We start from the raw sequence: 24,356 nt of genomic DNA on the forward strand, positions 1-24,356 counted from the left end.
GGCGCGAGCGCCAAGTTGTTGGATAATCCTATCTTTCGTCTGGCAAGTCGTTGCCCGATGCCTGTAATTCGAGGCGCCTATGTTCACAGAAGCAGACAACATCACCGATGAAGAGATTTTCTCGACCGTTCAACGCCTGACCGACGCCGGTCGTCCGGTATCGCCCGTGACGGTCTGGTCGGAACTGCGTCGCGGTTCGATCGTATCCATTGCCGCCGCGCTCGAACGCTGGCGCGACGCCCGGCAGCCCGCGCCGCCGGCCGCGCAGCCTTCGGCCGAAATGCCGCAGGAACTCGCCGACGCGCTGATGAGCGCGGCGCATCGGCTGAGGAAGGCGTCGTGGGACGAGGCGCATAGCGCGGGCGCGCACCGCGCCGACCTGCTCGGGCAACGGCTCCAGACGGCGCTTGCCGAGCGCGACGAGGCGCTCGCCGTCTACCAGCAGACCGAGGGCGATGCGGCGAACAGCCGCCGGCAACTGGAGGAGCTGATGCACGCGCTGCGCGCATCGGAAGAAGCGGTCGCGCGTCTGCAGAATCAACAGAACGCCGCGAACGAGCGAGCCGAGGCCGCCGAAGCGCGCGCCGGCGAACTGGCGCAGCGCGTCTCCGCGCAGGACGCCGAACTGAGCGCGGCGCGACTGTCGCTCGACGAGGAGCGCAAGGCGCGCGAAGCCGCGAGCGCCGATCTCGCGAGCAAGAACGAGGAGCTTGCGCGTATCGCTCAAGAGCGCGACGAAGCGCGGCAGCATCACGCGGCGAGCTCGCAGGAAGCGGAGCGTCTGTCGCAGGAAGCCAGCACGGCGTCGGCGCGCGCCGAGACCGCGACCGCGCAGGCCAACGAAAGCGCCGCGCGCATTGCCGCGCTCGAAGCGGAACTGGACGCCGCGCGTCACGCGATCGCGAGCGAACGCGAAGCCGGCGCGGCACGAGAAGCGGAAGCTGCGGCCCACGACGAAGCGTTGCAGCGCGCGACGCGCGAGCTCGACGAAGCACGCGCGAAGATCGACGAGAACCAGACGCGCATGGCCGCGCTGGAGTCGGAACTCGCGGCGCAGCGCGAGGCGAACGAGGCGGCATCGGTCGCGCACGAAGCGTTGCAGCACGCCACGCGCGAACTGGACGAAGCGCGCGCCAGGATCGACGAGAGCCAGAACCGCATCGCAGCGCTGGAGTCCGAACTGATGGCAGAGCGCGAGGCGAGCGCGTCGCACAGCGCAGCGGCATCGACGGCGCAGGACGCGTTGCAGCAGGCCACGCGCGAACTCGACGAAGCCCGTGCGCAGATCAACGAGAGCCACGCGCGCATCGCGGCGCTGGAGTCCGAGTTGTCGAGAGAGCGCGAGACGAGCGCGGCGCACAGCGCACAGGCATCCACGGCGCAGGAAGCGTTGCAGCAGGCCACGCGCGAACTGGACGAAGCGCGCGCCCGCATCGACGAGATCACGCAGGAGAAGCACGTCGCGCAAAGCGAACTGGCGCGCGTGACGCAGGAAGCCGCCGCCGCCGTCGCCCGCGCCGACGAAGCGCAGCAGCAGGCCGCGACGCTCACGCAGCAGCTTGCCGAGCGCGAGAAGAGCGAGGCCGCCATGCGCGACGAACTGCGCGACCACAAGATCGCGTTGCAGACGGCGGGCGCGGCCAAGGAAGAGGAAATCGCGGCATTGCAGCGCCGCATCTCGGCGCAGGCGCAGACGCATTCGAAGGCCTATGACGAGCTTCGCAGCAACGCGGAGCAATGGGTCACGTATGCGCGCGACCTGAAGCAGCGGCTCGACGTAGCGAACGAGAAGATCCTTTTCATCGACGCGCGCAGCACCGGCGAGGTCGCGCTGTTGCGCCGGCTCTCGACGGAACTGGAGCGGCTGAAGCCGGATCACGAACTGGTGTTCCGCGAGGCGCAGCAGAAGGTGATCGGCGAAAAGATCGCGCAGCAGCTTGCGCAGAAGGGCTATCGGTACGATCCCACGACGGCCGTCATGTCGAAGATAGAAGGCTGAACGCGCCGCGTGTCCGCGCACCGCTTCCGCTGATGGATGCGGTGCGCGCGTTTCATCACCGCGATGAGGCTTGCCATGCAAACGGAACGCAGCGGCCTGGCAGAGATATACCGCGACTACATCGCGTGTCTGAACGAGCAGAACTGGCCGATGCTCGGCGCGTTCGTTCACGATGACGTGATCCACAACGGCCAGTTCATCGGGCTCGCCGGCTATCGGGCCATGCTCGAACGCGACTTCGCGCAGATTCCCGATCTTCGCTTCGATATCCGCCTTCTCGCCGCCGATCCGCCTTTCGTCGCGAGCCGCCTGTGGTTCGACTGCACGCCGAAGCAGGACTTCATGGGCCTGCGCATCGACGGCAGGCGCGTGTCTTTCGCGGAGAACGTGTTCTACGAATTCCGCGAGCGCAAGATCGCGCAGGTGTGGTCCGTGATCGACAAAGCCGCGATCGAAGCGCAACTCCGAACCGCTGGACCATTGCCATGATCGACGCTTCCTGTCATTGCGGCGCCATCCGTTTTACGCTCGACGCTCCGCCCGCCGAAATCAACGAATGCCAGTGTTCGCTCTGCCGCCGCTACGGCGCGCGATGGGCGTACTACCCGTTGCCGGCTGTGCGCTTCGCGTCCGATTGCGGCCCGACCGACATCTACATGTGGGGCCCGCGCCGGCTAGAGTTTCACCGCTGCGCGCACTGCGGATGCCTCACGCACTGGCGCGCCGTGGACGTGAATCGGCCGGTCATGGGCATCAATACGCGGATGATGCCGCCCGAAGCCGTCGCCGGCGCGCGCGTGTATCAAGGCGGCGAGACGACCGAATAGGCGATGCGGCGGATCAGTCGATCTGCTTTTGCCACACGGCGACCACGCTCGCGCAGAGCGCGACGCCGATCAGGAAGTAGAAGCCGTCGAGCGAACTCAGAAAGCTCGCCTGTTGCGTGACGATGCGTCCCACTTCCGCGAGCGCCAGGCTCTTCGCCTGCGCCGTGCCGTAGCCGAGCGCCGCGAAGCCGCCGGTCAACTTCTCGTACGTGTTCTGAAACAGCGGATTGAACGCGCTCACGGATTCCGCGAGCCGCGACTCGTGCACGGCCATGCGATGCTGCTCCAGAATGATGATGGTCGCGGTCGAGAACGAATACGTCAGTTGCTTGACGATATTCTTGAAGCGGTAGCCGTGGTTGAACTCCTCGATCGCGAAGAGGCGAAACGTCACGTTCGCCACCGGCAGCGCGATGAAAAGCAGCAACAGGCCGCGCAGCACGAGCGGCGCGATGAGCCACTGCATGCTGACATCGGGCGGCATGCTCGACATCCACAAACCGACGAACGCGGCCAGCAGAAAGCCCGGCACGATCATCGACTTCTTATGTTTGATGCGTGCCGAAAAGCGAAAATAGACGAACGCCATCACCACCGAAAACAGCGACGAAAGCCCGACGAGCCGCCCCGCGTTTTCCACTGGATAGCGCAGGCCGCCTTCGAGAAAGCGCGAGACGAGATAACTCATCGCGTTGCTGACGTAATAGAACGCGATGTACAGCGTGATGCCCGCGCGAAAGGACTTCTCCCGCAGCGCATGCAGCCGAAGCAGCGGCTGCGGATGATGCCACTGGTGCCACGCGAACCAGCCGAGCGACAGCACGCCGGCGACCGTCAGCACGATGAGTTCGGGCGACGTGCTGAACAGTTCGAAGCGCACTTGCTGCATCACGATCTGCAACGCGCCCTGCGCGAACGCGAAGATGATGTACGGCCAGAAGTGGGCCTCGCCGCGCTGCTCGCGCTCTACGTGGCCCGTATGCGGCACCGCGAGCAACGCGAAGACGCCCATTACCACGCCGCCCGCCGCGCCGCATGCAAAGAGCGCGCGCCAGCCGAGCCACGCGACGAAATAGCCGCCGATCAGCGGCGCGAGTCCGCTGCCGAGCAGGATCATGAGGAGGAAGTAACGCACCGCAGTCGCTCGCCGTTGCGGCGTGATCTGCGTCTGGATGAGGATGCGGCACGCGCTCATCATCGGGCCGATGAAGTAGCCCTGAAATCCACGCGCGAACGCCAGTTCCAGCGACGATTCCGACGCGGCTGCCGCCACCGCGCCCGCCGCGAACAGCAGCAGGCATCCGCCGACGTAACGCCGGTAGCCGAGCCGCTCGATCCACCATTGCTGCTGAAGAATGCCGAGCACCGAGGCGACGGCATACGCGCTCGATGCCCACACGAGCTCGTCCGCCGATGCGTTGATGCCGCCCGCGATATAGCTCGTGAAGAAGGAAAAGACCGCGTTGTCGAAGTAGTCGAGGCCGGTGGCGAGCGCGATGGCCCACGGAAAGGCGTCGTCGAAAAGGCGCGAGGCGAACGAGCTTCGCGCAAGCGGCACGGCAGTCATTCGGCGGTATCCTCGCTGCCCTCGCTGCCGTCGCTGCCGTCGCTGCCGTCGCTGCCCTCGCTGCCCTCGGCTTTGCGCCGCTGCCGCGCGGCCAGCCGTTCCTGAAAGAGCGTTTCCTGCTTTTCGCCGGCGATGCGCCGCCGGATGTAGTCGAGGTCGTCGTTCAGTTCGGCGCGCACGGCCTGCGCCTCTTTCAGCTCGCGCCGGACCCCGGCGATGCGCGCGTCGAGCGCGTCGACCTGCTGCGCGAGCGCCGCTTCGATGTCGCGCAGCGATTCGCTGGAATAGCCTTTGCGTCCGTCGCCGATGGGCTCGACCGGCCGCTTCAGCAATTCGACGATGCCTTGTAGCGCGAAGCCCAGCGCGCGCAGCCGCAGAATGCGGGCGAACCGTTCGAGGTCCTGCTCGCTATAGAGCCGGTAACGGCCAACGCTGCGGCTCGGCGCGACGAGGCCGCGTTACTAGTAGTACTTGAGCGTGCGAGGCGTGACGTTCAGACGCTCGGCGGCGTCGCGAATGGTGAGCAGCGCGGGTTTGCTGGAAGACATGGCGGCGAGCGCCCGTAATGGAGACGTGCCGCGGATTATAGCGCAAACCTGTACGTTCGCGTTCAGGTTGCGCCGACCCGTCCGAAAGAGGGCGCGATGATAGACTTGACCCGACTCCGAGGCTTTCCGCGACGCAAATGACCGACATACAGCAAAGACAAAAAGGCGTGAAACGTTTTTCGATGATCCGGGATTTCCACCTGGCCGACTGGTTCACGCTGGGCAACGCGATCTGCGGCACGGGCGCGCTCTTCTCGACGATGAGCTATATCGACGACGCGGAGGTCTTCCATATCTATCTCGCGTGCGCGCTGGTGTTCGCGGCGCTCGTCTTCGACGTGCTCGACGGCCGCATCGCGCGCTGGCGTCAGAAGGCGTCGCTGCTCGGCAAGGAACTGGATTCGCTCGCGGACGTAATCTCGTTCGGCGTCGCGCCCGCCATCATCGGCTATGGGTTCGGCATGCGCGGCCTGTACGACCGCGTGGTGCTGGCGTACTTCGTCGCCTGCGGCGTGTCGCGGCTCGCGCGCTATAACGTGACCACGGAAGAAATGTCGGGCGGCACCGGCAAGGTCACGCACTTCGAGGGCACGCCTATCCCGACCTCGTTCGCCATCGTGCTGATGCTCGCGGTGGCCGCGTGGTTCGGCGCGCTCGGGCCGCACATGTGGTTCGGCGAATGGCGCATCGCGGGCTTCACGCTGCATCCGCTCGTGCTTATCTACGCGCTCTCCGGCTCGCTGATGATCAGTCGTATCCGGATTCCGAAGCCCTAGCGTCGCGCCGCGTCTATCAAGTTTCGCCCAGCACCGCCGTTTACACGTGGATGAAAGGCGCCCCCGCACGGGTGAGCGCCGCCCAGACGCCGAGGCTCGCCGCGCTTTGCACGCGGCATTCCCCGCGCGGCCGACGGGATTCTGCCGAACCCGTCTCACGAGCTCATCCACGCAATGCCATTCATCCGCAAGACTGCGGGCCTCGCCTGCGCCATCGCGTGCGCATGCGCCGGCCTCGGGACCCTTTCGACGCCGGCGCGCGCCGACGACGCATCCGCTGCACCCGACGTCCCCGCCGTGCCGCTCACCGGCGGCAAGCTGCTGCTGACGGGCGGCGTGTCGCAAGTCGAAGGCGCGGCCGGCGGCGGCCTCGCGCCGTGGGCCGTCATTGGCGGCTACGGCACCGCGCGCCAGCTCGGCGCGAACGTTCACGGCACCTATCTCCACACGCAGGACTACGCGCTCGGCACGTGGGGGCTGACGGTCGGCGTGGCGAACCGCGTCGAACTGTCGCTCGCGCGCCAGCGCTTCGACACGCGCGAAGCCGGCGCGAAGCTCGGGCTGGGCGAGAACTACACGTTCAATCAGAACATCTTCGGCGTGAAAGTGCGCCTGCTCGGCGACGCCGTGCTCGATCAGGACACGTGGCTGCCGCAGATCGCGGCCGGCGTGCAGTTCAAGCACAACGAAGAGGGCGGCGTGCTGAAGGCGATCGGCGCGGCGAGCAATTCGGGAACGGACTTCTATCTCTCGGCGACCAAGCTGCTGCTCGCGCAAAGCCTGCTGCTCAACGGCACCTTGCGCTTCACCAAGGCGAACCAGTTCGGCTTGCTAGGCTTCGGCGGCGACAAGTCGAACGCGTATCACCCGGAATTCGAATCGTCGGTGGCGTATCTGCTGACGAAGAACGTCGCCATTGGCGGCGAATATCGCATGAAGCCGAACAACCTCTCGTTCGCGCGGGAGCAGGACGCGTACGACGCGTTCATCGCGTGGGCGCCGAACAAGCACATCTCCTTGACGGCGGCCTATGTCGCGCTCGGCGATATCGCGACGATCAAGAATCAGCGCGGGCCGTACGTGTCCTTGCAGGCGGGGTTCTGATGAAAACGACGATGATCCTTCGCCATGCCGCGCTCGCCGTCTGCGCGTTTGCCGCTCTGAGCGGCACCCCTCATGCCGGCGACGACACGCTCTATCGCCAGTTCGGGGAGCAAGCCGGACTCACGCGAATCGTCGACGATCTGTACGACAACGTGCTCGCCGATCCGCGCACCGCGCTTTACTTCGAGAACGCGCCCATCAAGCGCATCAAGAGCAAGCTCGTCGAGCAGTTCTGCGTGCTGCTGGGCGGCCCGTGCGAATACACCGGCCGCCCGATGCGGCGCACGCACGAAGGCCAGAACATCGACCGCGCCGCGTTCGACGCGCTCGTCGAAGACTTGCAGGCCGCGATGGACAAGAACGGCGTGCCGTTTCACGCGCAGAACAAGCTGCTCGCGAAGCTGGCGCCCATGTACCGCGACGTACAGGACCGCGAATGACACCCCGCCTCGTTATCTCTTCCCTGTTGTCGGCGATGGCGCTCATCGCGGCCTGCGCGCACGCGGCGAGCGTTCACGTGCAGGTGGTCGATCAGGCGGGCGCGCCCGTGCCGGACGCCATCGTGTATGCGGTGCCCGCGGGCGGCAAGCTGCCCGCGACGAAACCGGCCAGCGCCATGATCGATCAGGTGAAACGCCGCTTCGTGCCGCTCGTGTCCGTGGTGCAGACGGGCGCATCGGTCACGTTTCCGAACAAGGACAACATCGAGCACGACGTCTATTCGTTCTCGCCAGCTAAGCGTTTCGAATTGAACCTGTATCACGGCATTCCGGGAGCGCCGGTCGTGTTCGACAAACCCGGCCTCGTCGTGATGGGCTGCAATATCCACGATGCGATGGTCGCGTATCTGCTGATCGTCGATACCCCGTACTTCGCGAAGACCGACGCGAAAGGCGCGGCCACCATCGACAACGTGCCCGCCGATGCCTACAAGCTGACCGCGTGGCATTTCCGCCAGGCCGATGCGAACGCGCAGCCCACGCAGAAGTTGACCGCGGCTTCGGACGCGACGGCGAAGTTCTCGCTGCAACTGAAGGCCGCCGAATAGCATGCGCCTGCACAGCCTGCGGGCGCGCATCGCGCTGGTGTTCGTGTTGCTGATGCTCGTCGCGCAGGCGGCGGCGTACGTCGTCATCAATTCGGTGATTCTGAAGAACGCGCACCAAAACGCCGAGGAGCAGTTGTCCGTGGCCGAGCGCGTCTTCGGGCAAGTGCTGCGCGGCAACAGCCAGCAGTTGACACAGGCGGCGAGCGTCGCGGCGTCCGACTTCGGTTTTCGCGAGGCGGTCGCGACGCACGACAGCAAGACTGTGGCTTCCGCATTGCAGAATCACGGCGACCGCATTCACGCGGATATCGTGATGCTCGTCGATCTCGACGGCACGCTCGTCGCCGATAGCGGCGGCGCGGCGCATCAGGGCACGGCGTTCCCGTTCCCGCATCTCATCAAGACGGTGGCGCAAAAGGGCGACGCGTCATCCTTCGGCATGATCGGCGGCAAGGCGTATCAGCTCGTCGCGGTGCCGGTGAAGGCGCCTATCGTGATCGCGTGGGTCGTGATGGGCTTCGCGATCGACGACGCGCTTGCCCGCGAGATGAGTTCGCTGACATCGCTCGATGTGTCGTTCCTGACCGTCGACAAGCGCGGCAGTTGGGGCGTGCTCGCCAGCTCGCTGCCCGAAGCGGCGCGGGCGGGCCTCAAGAATCAGGCGCAACTCGCGGAGGATGGCTACGCGACGCGCGTGCTTCATCTGCATTCCGAAGGCGAGACCGTCGCGGTCTTGTTGGAACGTTCGCTCAGTCAGGCGCTCGCGCCGTTTCATCGCTTACAGTCCGCGCTCTTGATCATCACGATCTTGGGCGTGATCGTCTCGATTGCGGGCAGCATGCTCACCGCGCGCTCGGTCACGCGTCCGCTCGCGGCGCTCGCGCAGTTCTCGCGGCGCGTCGGACACGGCGATTACAGCGCGCCGATCGACGTGCGCCATCAGGACGAAATCGGCGAACTGGCGAGCGCGTTCAATCAGATGCAGGAAGGCATTGTCGAGCGCGAGCGGCGTATCACCGAACTCGCCTACATGGACCGTCTCACCGGCCTGCCGAATCGCGCGCTCTTCAACGACCGGCTGCAAGAGGCGATCGTGGCGGCGCGCGTGGAAGGCCGCGCGTTGTCCGTGATGATGATGGACCTCGACCGCTTCAAGCTGGTGAACGACACGCTCGGGCATCCGATCGGCGACATGTTGCTGTGCGAAGTCGCGAAGCGTCTGCGCGCCACATTGCAGCGTCCGGAGGACACGGTCGCGCGTCTGGGCGGCGACGAGTTCGCCGTGCTGCTGCCCGCCGACGATCTGCCGGCGGCGCGCGCGATCGCCGCGCGCATGCTTCGCGCGCTCGAAGAGCCGATCATGATCGAAGGGCAGCTCGTCGACGTGGGCGCGAGCATCGGCATCGTCGCGTTTCCGGACAACGGCAGCGACATGAATGTGCTCTTGCGCCGCGCCGATATCGCGATGTACGTGGCCAAGCGCGCGAACCTCGGCTATGCGCTCTACGACGAGCGTCACGACGAGAACAGCGCCGAACGTCTCTCGCTGATGAGCGAACTGCGGCAGGCCGTCGAGCACGATCAGCTCACGCTCTACTATCAGCCGAAGATCGATCTGGCGACGCATCGCGTGAAATATGTCGAGGCGCTCGTGCGCTGGGACCACCCGACGCGCGGGTTCATCGCGCCGGATCAGTTCATTCCGTTCGCGGAGCAGACCGGCTATATCAAGACCGTGTCGCGCTGGGTCGCGGACAAGGCAATCGCGCAGTGCGCGGAATGGCGGGCGCAAGGCATCGAGCTGGCCGTGTCCGTGAACGTGTCGGCGCGCGAGCTCATTCAGTCGACGCTGCCCGAGACGTTCCAGAGCCTGCTCGACCGGCATGGCGTCGCGGCGCAATGGATTCGCATCGAGATCACCGAGAGCGCGATCATGGACGACCCGAACCACGCCATCGAGACGCTCGACCGGCTGCATGCGCTCGGCGTGTGTCTGTCCATCGACGACTTCGGCACGGGCTATTCGTCGCTCACGTATCTGAAGCGCATGCCGGTGGACGAACTGAAGATCGACAAGTCGTTCGTCATGAACATGACGCATCACAAGGACGACGAGACCATCGTGCGATCGACCATCGACCTCGGGCATAACATGGGCTTGAAGGTCGTCGCGGAAGGCGTCGAAGACGAAGTCACCATGCAGCGCCTGCGCGCGCTCGGCTGCGATCTCGCGCAAGGCTTTCACCTGAGCCGGCCGCTGCCGCCCGCCAAGCTCGTCGATTGGCTCGAAGGCTGGCGCGTGCAGAGCGGCGTCGAGAGCGAACCGTCGCTGCCTGCCTAAAGCGCATCGGTGACATGCCCGCATAACGATGAACAAGCATCGGGCGTGACACTCTCCATTGTTTAGAACTCGCTCTATGGACAGCGGGCTTCGCATCTGTCATTTCATCCGCACGCGCGCTTCGCGCAATGCCGGGCGAATGGTCGAGCCATGATGCCTGCAAGCACGCGAGAACGCGCCTCTTGTCGCCGCAATTAAGGGGACAGGGTTTTCGACATCGTTCTATATGACCAGAATTCCCGCGCCTTTATCGTTCAATGCAAGTCACGACAACATGGATGTACAGATAACGTCGATACACAGACGCTTCCACCGTATCGCCGTGACGACCTCGCAGCGCGCGGTTTGCGTGGCTGCGACGCTCGCCGAGCAATCGGGCTAACGGTTGAAACCTGCGCGAGCCAGTTGATGGGGAGGCCTCACTCGGCCTGTCAGGAGATTCGGTATGGGAAAGACAAAAATCGCCGTCGTCGACGATCATCCGCTCGTGCTGTACGGACTCGAGAAGACGCTGGAGGGCGCGGATTTCGACGTGATCGGCGCGGTCACGAGTCCGGCGCAACTGTTGAAGCTACTGCGCGACGTGCCTTGCGATGTGGTCGTCACCGACTATTCGATGCCGGGCGATCAGGCGCTCGACGGTTGGCGTTTTCTCGCCTCGGTGTCGAGCCAGTTTCCGGACACGCGGGTGCTGGTCTATACGGAATTCGACGATCCGTTTCTCGTCGGCAGTCTGGTGCAGCGTGGTGTCGCCGGCATCGTCAGCAAGCGCGACGAGATGCACGAAGTGCTGGCCGCGGCCCGCAGTCTCGCACGAGGCGAACGCTATCTGTCGCCCATCGCCAGCGCGTCGCTGGACCGCTTCTGCGCGCTGCCGCATTACAAGCGCTTCATGGCGCTCACGCGCCGTCAGATGGAAGTGACGGGACTGATGCTCTGCGGTCTCACGGTCTGCGAGACGGCGCGTCTCCTGGACCGGCGCGTGAACACCATCAGCGCGCAGCGTACCGAAGCATGCAGGCGGCTCGGTTTCTCGGGGGAGTCGGAGATGTACCGCTTCGCGGTGGGACATGGCTTGTGGCTGGATCGTTCGACGGCGGGAAGCGAGCTTCGGCCCGCGTGACGACTCTGGATGGTGACAGGAAGAACGGAAGCATGAGACCTGCTCCGTTTCATTGAGGATAAAAATAATGCTGAAAAAGCGCATCAGCGTCGCGATCGTCGACGATCATCCACTCGTTATCTGCGGGTTGCGTAACGCACTGGAAAACGCCGGTATCGATGTCATTGAAGCAGTTAGGCATCCTTCCGAATTAATGGCGCTGCTCGAACGCGCCCATTGCGATGTCGTCGTCACCGACTATTCGATGCCGACCGGCGGCACGCTCGACGGCTGGCGTTTTCTGTCTTCCGTGTCCGCGAAGTATCCGCACTTGCCGATACTCGTGTACAGCGAGTTCGACGATCCGTTTCTCGTCGGCACGCTGGTTCAGCGCGATGTCGCCGGCATCGTGAACAAGCGCGAGGATATGTCCGTGGTGCTGAACGCGGTGCGCGAACTGGCGAGGGGCAAGCACTTTCGGTCGCCGGTGGCCGAGTGCGCGCTCGCGCAGTTCAATGCGGAGCCGGACTTGCGGCGCTTCGCGTCGCTCACGAAGTGGCAAATGGAGGTGACGGGCCTCATGCTCTGCGGCATGGGCGTCGTCGAGACAGCGCGGCTCTTCAGTCTCGGCAAGAGCACCATCAGCGCGCGGCGCGTGACGGCGTGCAAGCAGCTCGGCTTCTCGCGGGAGGCGGACCTGCATCGCTTCGCAGCGGATCGCGGTTTGTCGCTGGACCGCTCTGCCGCCGCGCGCGCCAGTCAAGCCATCTAACGAGCGCTTTCACCGGTCACGCGAAGGCGGACCGGTAGCCGTGGACGCCTGTTCTGCGGCTAGGAGCTTTCTCAATTTCGCGGTTTCCTCGTGCGCGAGGGACGCGCGATGCCTTATACGGCGGGCCTCCCCGGCCCGCGCTCCGCGCGCCTTCCGAGATTCGAAGTTCTTCTATATGGGCCGAAGGCGCCCGTTTCTACCATTCGTTCCGTGGATTCGGTGAGGAAGGTCGGGGCTGCGGAGTCGACGAGTTGACAGCGGTCAACAAAACGCGACCCGAGTCAGTCCCCCGCCGCGACATGCCGAGAGGCTTCAAAGCGGCGCCGAATCCAGATTGCCGAGGCGCTCAGCCCTTCCCGCAATTTTTCAATGTGTATTGCGCTGAGCGCATTGGACCGCGGTTGAACTGTCAACGCGGAACGTCTCATCTCTCTTTACTTGTATTTCTCTCATGAACAAGAATCGGTTTCGTCGCGTCTTCAGCAAACGACTCGGCATGTTGGTGGCTGTCGCTGAAGATGTAGTCAGCCAGGGCAAGGCGCCGGGCGAAGGCGCGGCTTCGGGCGCGGTGTCGGTTGAAAGCGCGTTCCGCGTAGTCTCCGCGATGACGGCGTTCGCCGCTGCTCTTCTGGCGACGCAGCCCAGCGTGAGCTTCGCGCAAGCGTTGCCGACGGGCGGTCAAGTGACCGCAGGCCAGGCGAGCATCTCGCAGAACAGCGATACGATGACCATCAATCAGGGTAGCCAGCGCACCGTGATCGACTGGAACTCGTTCAACATCGGCAGCGGCAACACGGTGCAGTTTAATCAGCCGAACGCTCAGTCTCAGGCGCTTAACCGCGTGACGAGCGGTGGCGCATCGAACATTCAAGGTTCGCTCCTGGCCAACGGTCAGGTGTTGATCCAGAACGCGAACGGCGTGCTGTTCGGTAAGGGTTCGGTGGTGAACGTCGGCTCCTTGCTCGCGACGACCAAGGCGATCAATCCCGATGCGTTCATGGCAGGTGGCCCGCTGCAACTGAGCTCGACGGGCACGAACGCGAGCGTCGAGAACGATGGGTCGATTCAGGCGCAAGGCTACGTCACGCTCGTGGGCGATCAGGTGCGCAACACCGGCTCGATCAACACGGCGCAGGGAGGCCAAGTGGTGCTCGCCGCAGGCGACAGCGCAACGGTGGCGCTGCCGAACGGCCAAGGCATTCAACTCACGCTGAGCAATGCAACGGCCAACGCGCTGGTGGAGAACAGCGGCACGATCAACGCGCAGAACGGCTCGGTGCTGCTGACCGCACGCGGCACGAACACGCTGCTCAACACGGTGGTGAATCTCGATGGCGTGACGCGCGCGGGCACCGTGGTGGCCGATGCAGGCAACACGGGCGATGTCGCCGTTACGGGCAAGGTCGATGCATCGAACAATGCAGCAGGCGGCGTGGGCGGCACGGTGGTGCTGTCGGGTAACCGCGTCGGCGTCTTTGGTAACGCGACGGTCGACGTGAGCGGCGATGCAGCGGGCGGCAAGGTCATCATGGGCGGTGACAGCCTGCATCAACTCGCGGGCACGCAAGCGCAATCGATGCTGCAAGACGGCATGACGTTCGCGGATTACACGCAGGTGGACGCAGGCGCAAGCATCAAGGCCGATTCGGCGCATGGTAACGGCGGCTTCGTCGAAACGTCGGGCCATAGCCTCGACGTGCAAGGCACGGTGAGCGCAGCAGCGCCGAATGGCAAGTCCGGCCAGTGGCTGATCGATCCGACCAACGTGACCATCAGCACGAGCGCGGACAGCAACTACAGCGGCACGGTGACGAGCGGCTTCAGCGGAGGCTCGAATTCGAGCGCGACGGTGAGCAACGGGACGATCAACAACGCGCTGAACGCGGGCACCGATGTGACGATCACCACGGCAAGCTCGGGCACGGCGACGGGCTCGATCACGCAGGCGGCGGGCGCGGATAACGGCAGCACAAATATCGACGGTAACTCGACGAACGGCAACGGCACCTGGATCGAGCCGAATGCGACGATCAACACGACCGACAACGGCACGACGAACATCTCGGGTAACTCGACCAATGGCGCTGGCGTGATCGACGATGGCACGATCAACACCTCGGACAACGGCACGACCAACATCTCGGGCAATTCGACGAACGGTCAAGGCGTGATCGACACCAACGGCACGTTCAACACCGACGGCAATGGCACGGTCAACGTGATCGACAACGGTGACATCATCCATACGGGTGGTGGCAACAAGGACCACAACACGACCGACAACGGCGGAGCCAATGGTGGCAACAACGGCGGCTCCAACGGCGGCGATAACAACGGCACCGACAACGGCACCGGTGGCAACACCAATGCCCACAGCAGCTCGGGCAGCTCCGCGGGCGGCACGGCTGCGGCTGTGGTTGGCGGTCTCGGCGTGGCCGGCGGTCTGTCGTATCTGATCTATGAAAACGCCATGCACATGTATCTGGACGAAGCGCAACCGCTGACTCTGGAACTGGGTGATGCGGCTTTCACCATCACGAGCACGGACAAGAAGATGTGGACGGGCTCGCTCACCGGCAGCGCGCCGATCTTCGACGACGGCCTGCGCATGACCGGCGGCGTGTCGCGCCAGCAGTACTTCATCAATGCGGGAACGCCTGTAAAGGGCGTGGCGACGACCGCCCAGGCGGGCGTGCAGTATCCGTTCGCCCGCGGACTCGACGCGAACGTGTGGGGCGGCGCATCGCTGTTGCACAGCCAGACATCGACGGATCTCACGGACTACGACGCGACCACGCACAGCAAGCTCGATTCGCTGCAACTCTCGTTGACCGCGGACAACGGCGAACGCGCCCGCGCGCTGCGCACGAATCTCGCGGCCGGGCAGATCGCGCTCACGCTCGGGCATCAACGCAACGACGACCCGTCGGAGCCGATCACGCGGCGCGCGGGCAACTACGCGAAGCTCACCAGCAACGCGTTCGGGACATATGCGCTGTCGAAAAGCGGCAACCTCTTCGCTTCGGGCCGCATTAGTGGACAGCTTGCGAGCCGCAATCTCGATGCGAGCGAGAAGCTCGGCCTCTCCGGTCCCGATGCCGTGCGCGCGTATCGCGCCGACGAAGGCTCGGCCGACGAAGGCGTCGTGGCGAGCGTGGGGCTTTATCAACGGTTCCCGGTGGCGACGGGTCATCAGCTTCAAGTCGGCCTCTTCAACGACTTTGCTTACGGACGCGTGAACCATTCGCCGTGGGACCACTGGGAGAACACGTATCCCGGCGTGAGCGGCGTGACCAACAACCGCGTGCTTGCCGGTTACGGCGTGAGCGTCGACTGGCTGACGCCGATCGGCGCAACGGTATCGGCCTCCGTTTCAAGACCGTATCGCTTCTCCGAAAGCTCGTGGGTCGAGCCGGGCAAGAAGCCGACGCAGTACTGGCTCTCCGTCACCTGGAGTCATTAAGCTCGCGGCCCGCTCGGCCTGACGCCGACGGGCGATCCTCATTCGCTGCAAAAACCGGGACACAGCATCATGCATTTCAGCATCAACAAATTCGAATACCTTTGCTATCGTCGTGAGAAGGAAGCCGCCGGCCGCGAGCTGCTGAAACTGCTCGCGCGCATCGACGCCAACTACGGCCTTCTGATGGATGTCGACAGTTGGGCGCAGTCGGGCGAAGCGAGCGACATCATGGACGATCACCTGCTCACGCGCAACACGTCGGCCATCACCGCGCTGATGAGCGATCCGGATTTCCGCTTCTCCGAAGACGGCATTCGCCGGACGCAGCTTTTTCAACGCTGGATCGCGGGGCTCTTCGCAGCAAGCCCGTTCCGCAACGCCGATCACATTCTGCGTTCGCTCGGACTCGATGAAGAAGCGCGTCACTCGGTGCAATTGCGCATCGGCGACATGCGCAAGTTCCAGTTGTTCTATACGCCCGAGTCCGAAGTGCGTCTCGACTGGGACGTGCTGTGGAATCACGACAAGGTCGCAACTGCGAGCCTCGCGACGACCATCATGTCTTCGCGCTTTCTCGGCCCGCCCGCCGCGCATCAGAAGCGTGAAATGCTGCTGCGCTGGCTGCCGGACAAGCTCGACCAGATCGAGAGCCTCGACGCGCTGCCGGTCGGCGTGCTGCACGACATGTACATGCATTGCAGCTATGCGGACCTGCCCGGCAAGCACGACATCAAGAAGCCGATCAATGCGCTGATTCGCCGCAAGCTCGCGAGCCTCGGCCTGCACGATGTGGAGCGTCGCGCGCGGCCGGCGAAGAAGGGCGAGAAGCCCGTGCTGCTCGTGGTGCTCGAATGGTTCTCGAAGAATCACTCCATCTATCGCACGCATTCGCAGACGATGGTGGCGATGCGCGACAAGTTTCATCTGATCGGCGTGGGCTATGAAGGCCGCGTCGATGAAGCGGGCCGCGAGGTATTCGATGAGTTCATCGCGCTGGAAGGCGCGACGCTGTGGGACCACGTGCGCCAGGTTCGCGATGTCAGCGAAGCGCGCGAGGCGCAGGCCATGTACATGCCGAGCGTCGGCATGTTCCCGATCACCATGGCGCTCGCGTGCCTGCGCGTCGCGCCGCTGCAGATGATGGCGCTCGGCCATCCCGCCACCACGCACGGCCATGCGATGGACTACGTGGTCGTCGAAGAAGATTACGTCGGCGACGAAGCCTGCTTCAGCGAGAAGCTGCTCAAGCTGCCATCGGACGGCATGCCGTATCGACCGCCTGCGGCCATGCTCGAACTCGACCTGAAGAAGCGCAAGCGCCTGAAGGCCGATCCCGTGAAGATCGCGGTCGCGGGCACGACCATGAAGCTCAATCCGGGCTTCCTGCAGACGTGCGCCGAGATCGCCAAAGAGGCGTCGGTGCCCGTGGAATTCCACTTTCTCGTCGGACAGGCAACGGGCCTCGTGTTCCCGCAGGTGCGCAACCTCGTGCGCCGCCTGATGGGCGACAAGGCCGTGGTCCACAAGCATCAGGACTACGCGAACTACATGAAGGTGATCGCTGGCTGCGACATGTTCCTGAACCCGTTCCCGTTCGGCAACACGAACGGCATCGTGGATACGGTGTGGGCCGGGCTCGTCGGCGTCTGCAAGACCGGGCGCGAAGTGCACGAGCACATCGACGAGGGCATGTTTCGCCGTCTCGGTTTCCCCGAATGGATGGTCGCGAAGACCAACGAAGAGTACAAGGCGGCGGCGCTGCGTCTCATCGAGAACGACAGCGAACGGCTCGATCTGGCCCGTTCGCTCGCGGGCAAGAAGGCCATCGAGAAGCTCATTTTCAAGGGCCGGCCGGAGATTCTGGGCGAGCGCATTCAGGCGCTCTTGAAGGACCTGAGCCGCGCTGACGCGGCAAGCGCGGCGGCTCTTGCTGTCGCGGCGAAGTGAGGCAATCATGAAGGAAACCAGCAAAGCAAGCCTGCGCCGTTCGCGCGAACCTGCATTCGTGCAGCACTATCTCGTGGGCGACGGCCTCGACATCGGCGTGACGGATGACCCGCTTTCGTCGCACGGGCATGTTTTCCCGCGCATGGGCAAGGTCACGTCGTGGCCCGCCGACAAGGGCGATCTCTCGACGATGGACGGCGCGAGCGACGCGTCTTTCGATTTCGTTCACGCAAGCCATGTGCTCGCGCGGCAGAACAATCCGCACAAGGCGCTCGCGCGCTGGCTCGATCTCGTAAAGCCAGGCGGTCATGTGATCGTGACCGTGCCGGACGAAGATCTGTACGGAAAGGGCGTCTGGCCGAGCCGCTTCAACGGCGGCCACAAGACGAGCTTCACCATCTATAAGGCCGAGAACACGCTGCCGCGCTCGGTGAACGTCGTCGGACTGGTGCAGGCGATGTCGCATGTGGCGGACTGCGAGCGCATTGCGCTGGTGCGCGACAACTTCGACGCCGCGCGGCCCGACGCCGACCAGACCGCCGACAGCTACGCCGAGTGCGTGATCGAACTCGTGCTGCGCAAGCGCGCCGTGCCTACCGCGCATGAGATGAAGCATGCGATGGAGCACGCGCGCAGCGCCGAGGACGCGATCGCCGCGGCGCAGGCGGCGGTGCGTCAGTATCCGTATCGCTTCGATGTCTATCATCGCGCGATGATGCAATTCTTGCGCTGGGACGCGCCCGAACATGCCGACGCGATCTGGACGCAGTGCGTCGAGCGGTTGCCGGGCGAACATCTGCCGCGTCTTTACGAGGCATTGCATCTGATCGCGCGTGGCAAGCTGCGCGAAGGCTTCGCGCTGCGCGAGAAGGTCATGGCGCCGTTCGGGTGGCAGCGCCGCACCACAACGCAGCCGCCGCACAACGTGCCGGAATGGAAGGGCGAGTCGCTGAAGGGTAAGTCGATTGCCCTCTGGAGCGAGTTCGGTCTCGGCGACGAGATCTTCTTTTTGCGCTTCGCGAAGATTTTCCGCGACAAATGCGGCGCGAAGCGCGTGGTGGTCGTGTGTCAGGCGCCGCTCGTCGAACTGTACGAGGCGTCGATCGGCGCCGAGGATGTCGTCGATGTGCAGAACGCGGCGAATCTGTCGGGCGTCGATTACTGGGTGTTCCCGCATGCGATTCCCGCTTATCTGCCGCTCGAACTGGAAGCGCTGCCGCGCACCGTGCCTTATCTTCACGCGCCGGCATCCGTTGCGTCGAAGCTGCCCGACGTCGCGCCGGGCAAGCTGAAAATCGGCGTCGTGTTCAAGGGCAATCCGACGCATGAAAACGACAGCCATCGTTCGCTGCCGTCGCTCGCCGTGCTGAACGACCTCTTCGCGATAGACGGTATCGAGTTCTTCAGCCTGCAAAAGGGCGCGGGCGCCGACGAAGCAGCCCGGTACGCCAACGAGCGCGCGAACTTTCACGACGTGGGCGCTCGTCTGAACACGATGGCCGAGACGGCGAGCGCGATCGCGGCGCTGGATCTCGTGCTGACCGTGGATACGTCCGTGGCGCACGTCGCGGGCGCAATGGGCAAACCGGTCTGGCTGATGCTGCCGTTTTATGGCGACTGGCGCTGGCATTACACGCGCGACGACAGCCCGTGGTATCCGACCATGCGCCTCTTCCGCCGCCGCTATGGTGGCGACTGGGCCGAAGTCGTCGCGCGCATCGGCGGGCACCTGCGGTATCAGTTGGCGGTGAAGGCATCGGCCGTATGACGAGCCGCTCATCGGGCGCCTCCATCGAATGAATCGAAATCCGTCTATATCGTGCGAAGTCTCTCAGGCGTGAGAATGTAAGCGACCTGCGATGTCCGGGAAAGGTTGTGCGCGCCAGTCTTCATGGCGCGTGCGGCCGGCATGGCCAGCGAGGAGAGCGGCAATCGCCACGCGCGCCCATTCGCCCCGGACCACCGATTTTTTCTTCGACCCAGTTCGCCGCCTTACCCGGGCGGTTTTTTTTTGCTGGAGACCACTGCCCGACGAACGACACGGTGCGTCAGTCACGCTGACGGACGTTATCGACATTGTTCGATATATCGCGCGATAACGTTTGACTAAAGTCATGGGTCGATGCCACAGCGGATTGACGCAAGCCGCATGTGCAGGGCTCGGGGCAAGCCTCGGCGAACCGCGAATGCAGCGCGGCGGACGAGGCGGTCGTTGCGCTCGTCGCCAGCCGCATTCCTAGTCAGGTGCTCTTATGTTCGTTCCGGATTCGATCAGCCAGGTCTTTCGCAAGTGTTGTGAAGCAGTGGGAATCGCATCGACGTTCCTGATGCCGGTGTTCTTCACGCTGTCGTTCGTGATCCTCGCGGTTCTGGGAGTGGGTAAATCGGAGTCCGTAATAACGCTAACGGTGGTGGTGGTCTTCATCGCATCCATGATCGTCATCACGGGCATGATCCTCGCGGAGAGCCGGCAGTTCAAGAAGCAGCGGACGTCGCAGGTCACGTCGATTCCGTTGCGTCACCTGGCTCGGCCCGCGCCGCAACGGGATGAACCCTCTCAAGCGGACGGCGAACGATGCGACGGTACGAAGCCGCGTTGCCGCCTGTGCCGCAGCGGCGGCCGGCGCGTTCGCCTCGGCTGCCTGACTCCTGGAGCCTACTGTGAAGACCGGAATGAATAGTGTCGCTGCGCGCCCGGTCGGCGTTGCGTCCATGCAAGCGCTGTCCTTCGTCTTTCAATGCGATTTCCCGTATCCTAGAATGACTTCAGGGCATGTCCGCCCGGTCGGGAGACGTGGGGATGAACGGGTCTGTTCGTCTGTTGCTTCAATCGCGCCAAGCAGCGCGTCTGTTTCGTTTTCCGATGCAAATCTGCAAAGCGCCGGCGACGGTGTGCCTATGAATGGACACACGGGGCCGATCCGCGTGGTGTTGGCCGATGACCATCCCATCGTTCTGATGGCCGTCTCCGATCAGTTTTCGAAACTCGCGGGGTTCACGATCACGGCCACGGTGAATTCGGGCGCGGACCTCGTGCGCGCGCTCGAAAAGGAGCCGGCCGATCTGGTCATCACCGATCTCGTCATGCAGGGCGACGAAGAAGTGGAACTCGACGGCTTGCGTCTCGTGAGCAAGCTGCGCCGCTCGTATCCGGACGTGCCGCTCGTCGTGCTCACGATGATGACGAGCGGCGGCATGTTCCATGAGCTCTGCAAGCTGGGCGTCGCGGCCATCGTCAGCAAGGAGGAGCCGGCGAGCGAACTCGCGCAGATCAGCGTGCGCGCGCTGACGACGAAGGAAACCATCTTCTCGCCGAAGATCCAGCATCGTCTCGCGCGCGAAGGCTCCACGACGAAGGATCTCGCCCGCGAACAGCCGCTTTCGCCGCGCGAGCTGGAAGTGGTGCGCCTCTTCGCACAGGGGCTCTCGGTCACCGAGATCGCGCGCACGCTGAACCGTTCGGTGCCGACGGTGGCGACCCAAAAGCGCTCCGCCATGCGCAAGCTGCATGTGGAGAACCACGTAGACCTCGTCAAATACGCCGCGAAAACAGGGCTGGCCTGATGGAGCGTTTCTTCGCCGCATCGCAGGATTCACCTCTGCAAATGCTGCGGATGCTCGAAAGCAACCTCAAGCGGGAACGGCGCATCTTCGCTATCGCCGTCGGGCTTTTGATCTTTGCCGCGCTGTGCGGCGCGACGGCCACCGGCTTCTTCATGTTGACCGCGACGTTGAAGACGGAAGAAGAGTTCGCGCAGGCCGCCATGCGCGGCGTGAACGTCAGCATATTCAGCCGATACAACATGCTCACGGCGGGCAGCCTGCTGCTCGAAGTGGGCGCGTCCGCGCCGAAGGCCGGCGTGCCGGAACGTCCGGGCAAGCCGAAGTGCGAGCCGTATCCGCCCGGCGTGCATGACAGAGTGCTTGCCGAAGCGTGCCAGGCCGCGCGTCAGATGATCCCGGAAGAGAGCACGCCGCCGCTCTTGCAATACGCGAGACTCGACGGTTCCGCCTCGGCGGGCTTCGGATTCTTCACGGAGACCGACGACAAGGTTCCCCCGCCTAAAAGAATCGCCGCGCTCGCTGAAACGGCGAAGGTCTACATGAACACGCACAACATCGTCCCGCTCGAAGCCGCGCGTGACCGGCGCGTCATGTGGTATCTGGCGCCGCGCTCGATCGGCTTCGGAGCGCCGACCGTCCTCATGTTCATGGTGGTGGCGGGCGACGGCGACCCGTACGGGCTCGTGTTCACGCGGCTCAATCTGGACCGGGCGCTGCGCCACGCGGTGCCGGAGTCGCTCGAGTCGCAGATCGCCATATTCGACAACGACCATCAGGTGCTCGCGGGCGACGACACGCCCGATCTCCGATTCATCGAGAACCGGCTCGCGACAGCGCCGCCGGGCGGGTTCCACTGGCTGCCCGGTCACGGCTGGGGCGCGCGGCTCGATCCGCTCGCGCTCGGCGTCGGGCATGTGGTCGTCGCGCTTCCCGTCGCGACGGAAATGGGCGCGAAGCGCGTGCAGATGGCGATTCTGGTCTTCGTCACCGGCGCGCTCGTCGCCATGTTGCTCGCGATGTACCGCTACTGGAATTTTCGCTTTCTCACCCGCTCGTACGAGCAGGCATGCCGCGCGGTCGAGGGCGAGATTCTCAACCATCTGCTCGTGCAGGCGACGCCCGTGGGCCTTTGCATCGCGTTGCAGGAAGACCTGCATGTGATCGCCGCGAATCAGATCGCGCGCTCGCTGTTCGATCTGAGCGAAATGTCCACGAGCCTGCCCGCGGGCCTGCGCGATGCATTTCACGCGCACGGCACCGCGGCGGCCGAGGACGGGCACGAGGCAGCCATCCGGCAGCTTCACTACACGCTCGAAAAGCCGGACCACGGCACGCTGCATCTGAAGGTGTCGTATGCGGCGGCGGTCGTCAACAAGACCAACGTGTTCTTCTGCGCGATCGCCGATATCACCGAGCACCGCGAAGTGGAACGGCTGCTGCGCGAGGCGAAGGAAAGCAGCGACGCCGCCGCGAAAGCCAAGCTCAGCTTCTTTGCCTCGATGAGCCACGAGATTCGCACGCCGCTGTCCTCGCTCGTCGGCAATCTCGAACTGGTCGCGCTCGGGCCGCTCGCCGCCGAGCAGGAAGCGCGCGTTCACGCGATGCAGGCATCGGCGAGCGCGCTGTTGCAAGTGGTCAACGACGTGCTCGATTTTTCGAAGATGGATATCGGCGAGATGCGGCTCTCGGAAGAATGGGGCTCCATACGCGCGCTCGTCGTGCGCGTGATGGTCGCGCATGCGCCGCTCGCGAACCGTCAGGGCTTGCGCCTGTTCGTCGTAATCGACCGGTCGTGTCCGGCGAAGCTATTGTTCGATCCGATTCGCGTGTCGCAGATTCTCAACAATCTGCTCGGCAACGCGCTCAAGTTCACGTATTCAGGCAAGATCGTCGTGCGCGCCCGATGGATCAACGACGCGCTCGAACTCAGCGTCGCGGATTCGGGCATCGGCATTCCGGCGTCGCAGCGCGAGAAGCTCTTTCAGCCGTTCATGCAGGGCGACGCGCACCGTCTCACGCAGGCGCGCGGAACGGGGCTCGGCTTGTCCATCTGCGTGCGGCTTTGCGAACTCATGAAGGGCCGCATTTCGCTCGACAGCACCGAAGGCGTCGGCACGCGCATTCAGGTGTCGCTGCCGCTCGCCGCCGACCATTCTTCCGACACCGGCGACGCCGCCTTGCTCGACGGCAAGCCCGCCATTCTGTGCCGCGCGAGCGAGTATCGCGAATGGTTCGAAAATCTCTACGACCCGGAGCGCAGTTCGGTCACGTACCTGAACCACGCCGACCCGGCGCTCGCGGAAGGCTGCGAGTATTTGATCGCCACGGACGAGTTCACCGAGGAAGACATTAAGGCGGCATGGAAGGACGGCACGCGCGTGATCCGCATGACGCAGGACGGCCCGCTCGTGCCCGTGCATTGGGGCGACGGCGTGCTGGAAGTGAGCATCTTCAGTCTCAAGGGGTTCAAGGACGCGATCGCGACCATCAAGGGCCGGCAACGCGCCTCGCCGCACGGAGACGACGCGCTCGCGCTGCCAGCCGCGCGCAAGGCCGGGCCGACCGTCGTGATCGCGGAAGACAACCGGCTCAATCGCGGGCTGTTGCGCGATCAGTTGCTGACGCTCGGGGCATCCATGCTGGAGGCGAAGGACGGCGAGGAGGCGCTCGACCTCTTGCGCAAGCATCGCGTGGATATCGTGCTGACCGACATGGACATGCCGAAGATGTCCGGCGCCGAACTGCTCGTCGCCGCCCGCGCGCTCGATCCCGCCATGCGCGTCTACGCGATCAGCGCGAGCGCGAGCGCGCAGGACGTGGAACGCGGGCGCGCGCGCGGCTTCACCGACTATCTGACCAAGCCGGTCCCGCTCGCGGTGCTGGCCGGCGTGCTGCAAACGGCGGGCGTTGATGCTGCGGGCGCCGCGCCCGAATCCGATGCGCAACCCGCGAACGAAGCGCCGGAGGACGACGATCTCCCGCCGCGCTTTCCGCCAATTCCCGCCGCGTACATGCCGGACCTCGCCGGGCAGATCGACGAAGACATCGTCGCGCTCGACGATATCTGCAAGGAAAAGGACGCGCGCAAGCTGCGCCGCTGGGCGCATAAGCTCGCGGGCGGGCTGACGGTGCTCGGTCCCTCCATGCTGTACGACCAGTGCCAGGAACTGCGCGCATTGCTGCGTGAATCGGAAAGCTGGGTGGAAGACGTCGATACCTTCACGGCGCTCATTCGCGGCGACCTGATCGAATTGCGCGACATGCTGCATGCGGTGCTGGACCCGCATCCGAGATAGCG

The 24,356-nt window shown here is 64.4% G+C and carries 17 protein-coding genes and 1 pseudogene; 16 read left to right on the top strand and 2 right to left on the bottom strand.

Annotated features, from left to right (window positions below; all coding sequences use genetic code 11):
• The first annotated feature begins 79 nt into the window (after positions 1-79).
• The 3 genes from NCR34_RS21460 to NCR34_RS21470 all read left to right on the top strand — a co-directional run bounded on the left by NCR34_RS21460 (position 80) and on the right by NCR34_RS21470 (position 2,826).
• Positions 80-1,999: a DNA-binding protein gene (locus NCR34_RS21460; RefSeq protein ID WP_248324570.1), complete on the top strand. Its 1,920-nt coding sequence runs from the start codon at positions 80-82 to the stop codon at positions 1,997-1,999.
• A 75-nt stretch (positions 2,000-2,074) separates the two neighbouring features.
• Complete coding sequence (locus NCR34_RS21465; protein WP_248324571.1) at positions 2,075-2,488, top strand: ester cyclase; 414 nt, start codon at positions 2,075-2,077, stop codon at positions 2,486-2,488.
• Positions 2,485-2,826, top strand: a complete 342-nt coding sequence (locus NCR34_RS21470) for a GFA family protein (RefSeq protein WP_248324572.1) — start codon at positions 2,485-2,487, stop codon at positions 2,824-2,826. Before NCR34_RS21465 ends, NCR34_RS21470 begins: the two co-directional genes overlap by 4 nt.
• A 13-nt stretch (positions 2,827-2,839) precedes the next feature.
• Here NCR34_RS21470 and NCR34_RS21475 read toward each other — a convergent pair whose 3' ends face one another.
• Positions 2,840-4,393 carry an MFS transporter gene (locus NCR34_RS21475; RefSeq protein WP_248324573.1) on the bottom strand — a complete coding sequence of 518 codons (1,554 nt, stop codon included), beginning with the start codon at positions 4,391-4,393 and terminating at the stop codon, positions 2,840-2,842.
• Positions 4,390-4,941, bottom strand: a pseudogene (locus tag NCR34_RS21480) (MerR family transcriptional regulator). Before NCR34_RS21480 ends, NCR34_RS21475 begins: the two are co-directional and overlap by 4 nt.
• Before the next feature lie 167 nt (positions 4,942-5,108).
• Here NCR34_RS21480 and pssA point away from each other — a divergent pair.
• The 13 genes from pssA to NCR34_RS21550 all read left to right on the top strand — a co-directional run bounded on the left by pssA (position 5,109) and on the right by NCR34_RS21550 (position 24,354).
• A complete protein-coding gene (gene pssA, locus NCR34_RS21485) occupies positions 5,109-5,717 on the top strand; it encodes a CDP-diacylglycerol--serine O-phosphatidyltransferase (protein WP_248324574.1) in 609 nt (202 codons plus the stop codon).
• A gap of 174 nt (positions 5,718-5,891) precedes the next feature.
• Complete coding sequence (locus NCR34_RS21490; protein ID WP_248324575.1) at positions 5,892-6,821, top strand: DUF3034 family protein; 930 nt, start codon at positions 5,892-5,894, stop codon at positions 6,819-6,821.
• Positions 6,821-7,261, top strand: a complete 441-nt coding sequence (locus NCR34_RS21495; RefSeq protein WP_248324576.1) for a group I truncated hemoglobin — start codon at positions 6,821-6,823, stop codon at positions 7,259-7,261. Before NCR34_RS21490 ends, NCR34_RS21495 begins: the two co-directional genes overlap by 1 nt.
• The gene (locus NCR34_RS21500; RefSeq protein ID WP_248324577.1) at positions 7,258-7,869 is read left to right on the top strand and encodes a methylamine utilization protein; all 612 of its coding nucleotides are present in this window, start codon (positions 7,258-7,260) and stop codon (positions 7,867-7,869) included. Before NCR34_RS21495 ends, NCR34_RS21500 begins: the two co-directional genes overlap by 4 nt.
• Before the next feature lies 1 nt (position 7,870).
• Positions 7,871-10,210, top strand: coding sequence for a bifunctional diguanylate cyclase/phosphodiesterase (locus NCR34_RS21505; RefSeq protein ID WP_250501047.1), 2,340 nt, complete (start codon positions 7,871-7,873; stop codon positions 10,208-10,210).
• Positions 10,211-10,655: 445 nt separating this feature from the next.
• The gene (locus NCR34_RS21510) at positions 10,656-11,333 is read left to right on the top strand and encodes a response regulator (protein ID WP_248324579.1); all 678 of its coding nucleotides are present in this window, start codon (positions 10,656-10,658) and stop codon (positions 11,331-11,333) included.
• Positions 11,334-11,400: 67 nt separating this feature from the next.
• Complete coding sequence (locus tag NCR34_RS21515; protein WP_248324580.1) at positions 11,401-12,084, top strand: response regulator; 684 nt, start codon at positions 11,401-11,403, stop codon at positions 12,082-12,084.
• A 451-nt stretch (positions 12,085-12,535) separates the two neighbouring features.
• Entirely contained in the window at positions 12,536-15,547 is a 3,012-nt protein-coding gene (locus NCR34_RS28060) for a two-partner secretion domain-containing protein (RefSeq protein WP_284506648.1), read from the top strand.
• Positions 15,548-15,616: 69 nt separating this feature from the next.
• Positions 15,617-17,494: a peptide transporter gene (locus tag NCR34_RS21530; RefSeq protein WP_250501048.1), complete on the top strand. Its 1,878-nt coding sequence runs from the start codon at positions 15,617-15,619 to the stop codon at positions 17,492-17,494.
• Positions 17,495-17,501: 7 nt separating this feature from the next.
• A complete protein-coding gene (locus NCR34_RS21535) occupies positions 17,502-19,262 on the top strand; it encodes a methyltransferase domain-containing protein (RefSeq protein ID WP_248324582.1) in 1,761 nt (586 codons plus the stop codon).
• A 484-nt stretch (positions 19,263-19,746) separates the two neighbouring features.
• The gene (locus NCR34_RS21540; protein ID WP_248324583.1) at positions 19,747-20,175 is read left to right on the top strand and encodes a hypothetical protein; all 429 of its coding nucleotides are present in this window, start codon (positions 19,747-19,749) and stop codon (positions 20,173-20,175) included.
• Between the two features lie 217 nt (positions 20,176-20,392).
• Entirely contained in the window at positions 20,393-21,058 is a 666-nt protein-coding gene (locus NCR34_RS21545) for a response regulator (protein ID WP_248324584.1), read from the top strand.
• Positions 21,058-24,354, top strand: a complete 3,297-nt coding sequence (locus NCR34_RS21550) for an ATP-binding protein (RefSeq protein ID WP_248324585.1) — start codon at positions 21,058-21,060, stop codon at positions 24,352-24,354. Before NCR34_RS21545 ends, NCR34_RS21550 begins: the two co-directional genes overlap by 1 nt.
• Positions 24,355-24,356 lie beyond the last annotated feature (2 nt).

Source organism: Caballeronia sp. GAWG1-5s-s (assembly GCF_023631445.1).
Taxonomy (GTDB): Bacteria; Pseudomonadota; Gammaproteobacteria; order Burkholderiales; family Burkholderiaceae; genus Caballeronia.

Coding starts and splice junctions, on each gene's coding strand:
- NCR34_RS21540 (WP_248324583.1), top strand. CDS start 19,747: ATGTTCGTTCCGGATTCGATCAGCCAGGTCTTTCGCAAGTGTTGTGAA.
- NCR34_RS21550 (WP_248324585.1), top strand. CDS start 21,058: ATGGAGCGTTTCTTCGCCGCATCGCAGGATTCACCTCTGCAAATGCTG.
- NCR34_RS21515 (WP_248324580.1), top strand. CDS start 11,401: ATGCTGAAAAAGCGCATCAGCGTCGCGATCGTCGACGATCATCCACTC.
- NCR34_RS21470 (WP_248324572.1), top strand. CDS start 2,485: ATGATCGACGCTTCCTGTCATTGCGGCGCCATCCGTTTTACGCTCGAC.
- NCR34_RS21500 (WP_248324577.1), top strand. CDS start 7,258: ATGACACCCCGCCTCGTTATCTCTTCCCTGTTGTCGGCGATGGCGCTC.
- NCR34_RS21495 (WP_248324576.1), top strand. CDS start 6,821: ATGAAAACGACGATGATCCTTCGCCATGCCGCGCTCGCCGTCTGCGCG.
- NCR34_RS21530 (WP_250501048.1), top strand. CDS start 15,617: ATGCATTTCAGCATCAACAAATTCGAATACCTTTGCTATCGTCGTGAG.
- NCR34_RS21505 (WP_250501047.1), top strand. CDS start 7,871: ATGCGCCTGCACAGCCTGCGGGCGCGCATCGCGCTGGTGTTCGTGTTG.
- NCR34_RS21545 (WP_248324584.1), top strand. CDS start 20,393: ATGAATGGACACACGGGGCCGATCCGCGTGGTGTTGGCCGATGACCAT.
- NCR34_RS28060 (WP_284506648.1), top strand. CDS start 12,536: ATGAACAAGAATCGGTTTCGTCGCGTCTTCAGCAAACGACTCGGCATG.
- NCR34_RS21510 (WP_248324579.1), top strand. CDS start 10,656: ATGGGAAAGACAAAAATCGCCGTCGTCGACGATCATCCGCTCGTGCTG.
- NCR34_RS21460 (WP_248324570.1), top strand. CDS start 80: ATGTTCACAGAAGCAGACAACATCACCGATGAAGAGATTTTCTCGACC.
- NCR34_RS21465 (WP_248324571.1), top strand. CDS start 2,075: ATGCAAACGGAACGCAGCGGCCTGGCAGAGATATACCGCGACTACATC.
- NCR34_RS21535 (WP_248324582.1), top strand. CDS start 17,502: ATGAAGGAAACCAGCAAAGCAAGCCTGCGCCGTTCGCGCGAACCTGCA.
- NCR34_RS21475 (WP_248324573.1), bottom strand. CDS start 4,393: ATGACTGCCGTGCCGCTTGCGCGAAGCTCGTTCGCCTCGCGCCTTTTC.
- NCR34_RS21490 (WP_248324575.1), top strand. CDS start 5,892: ATGCCATTCATCCGCAAGACTGCGGGCCTCGCCTGCGCCATCGCGTGC.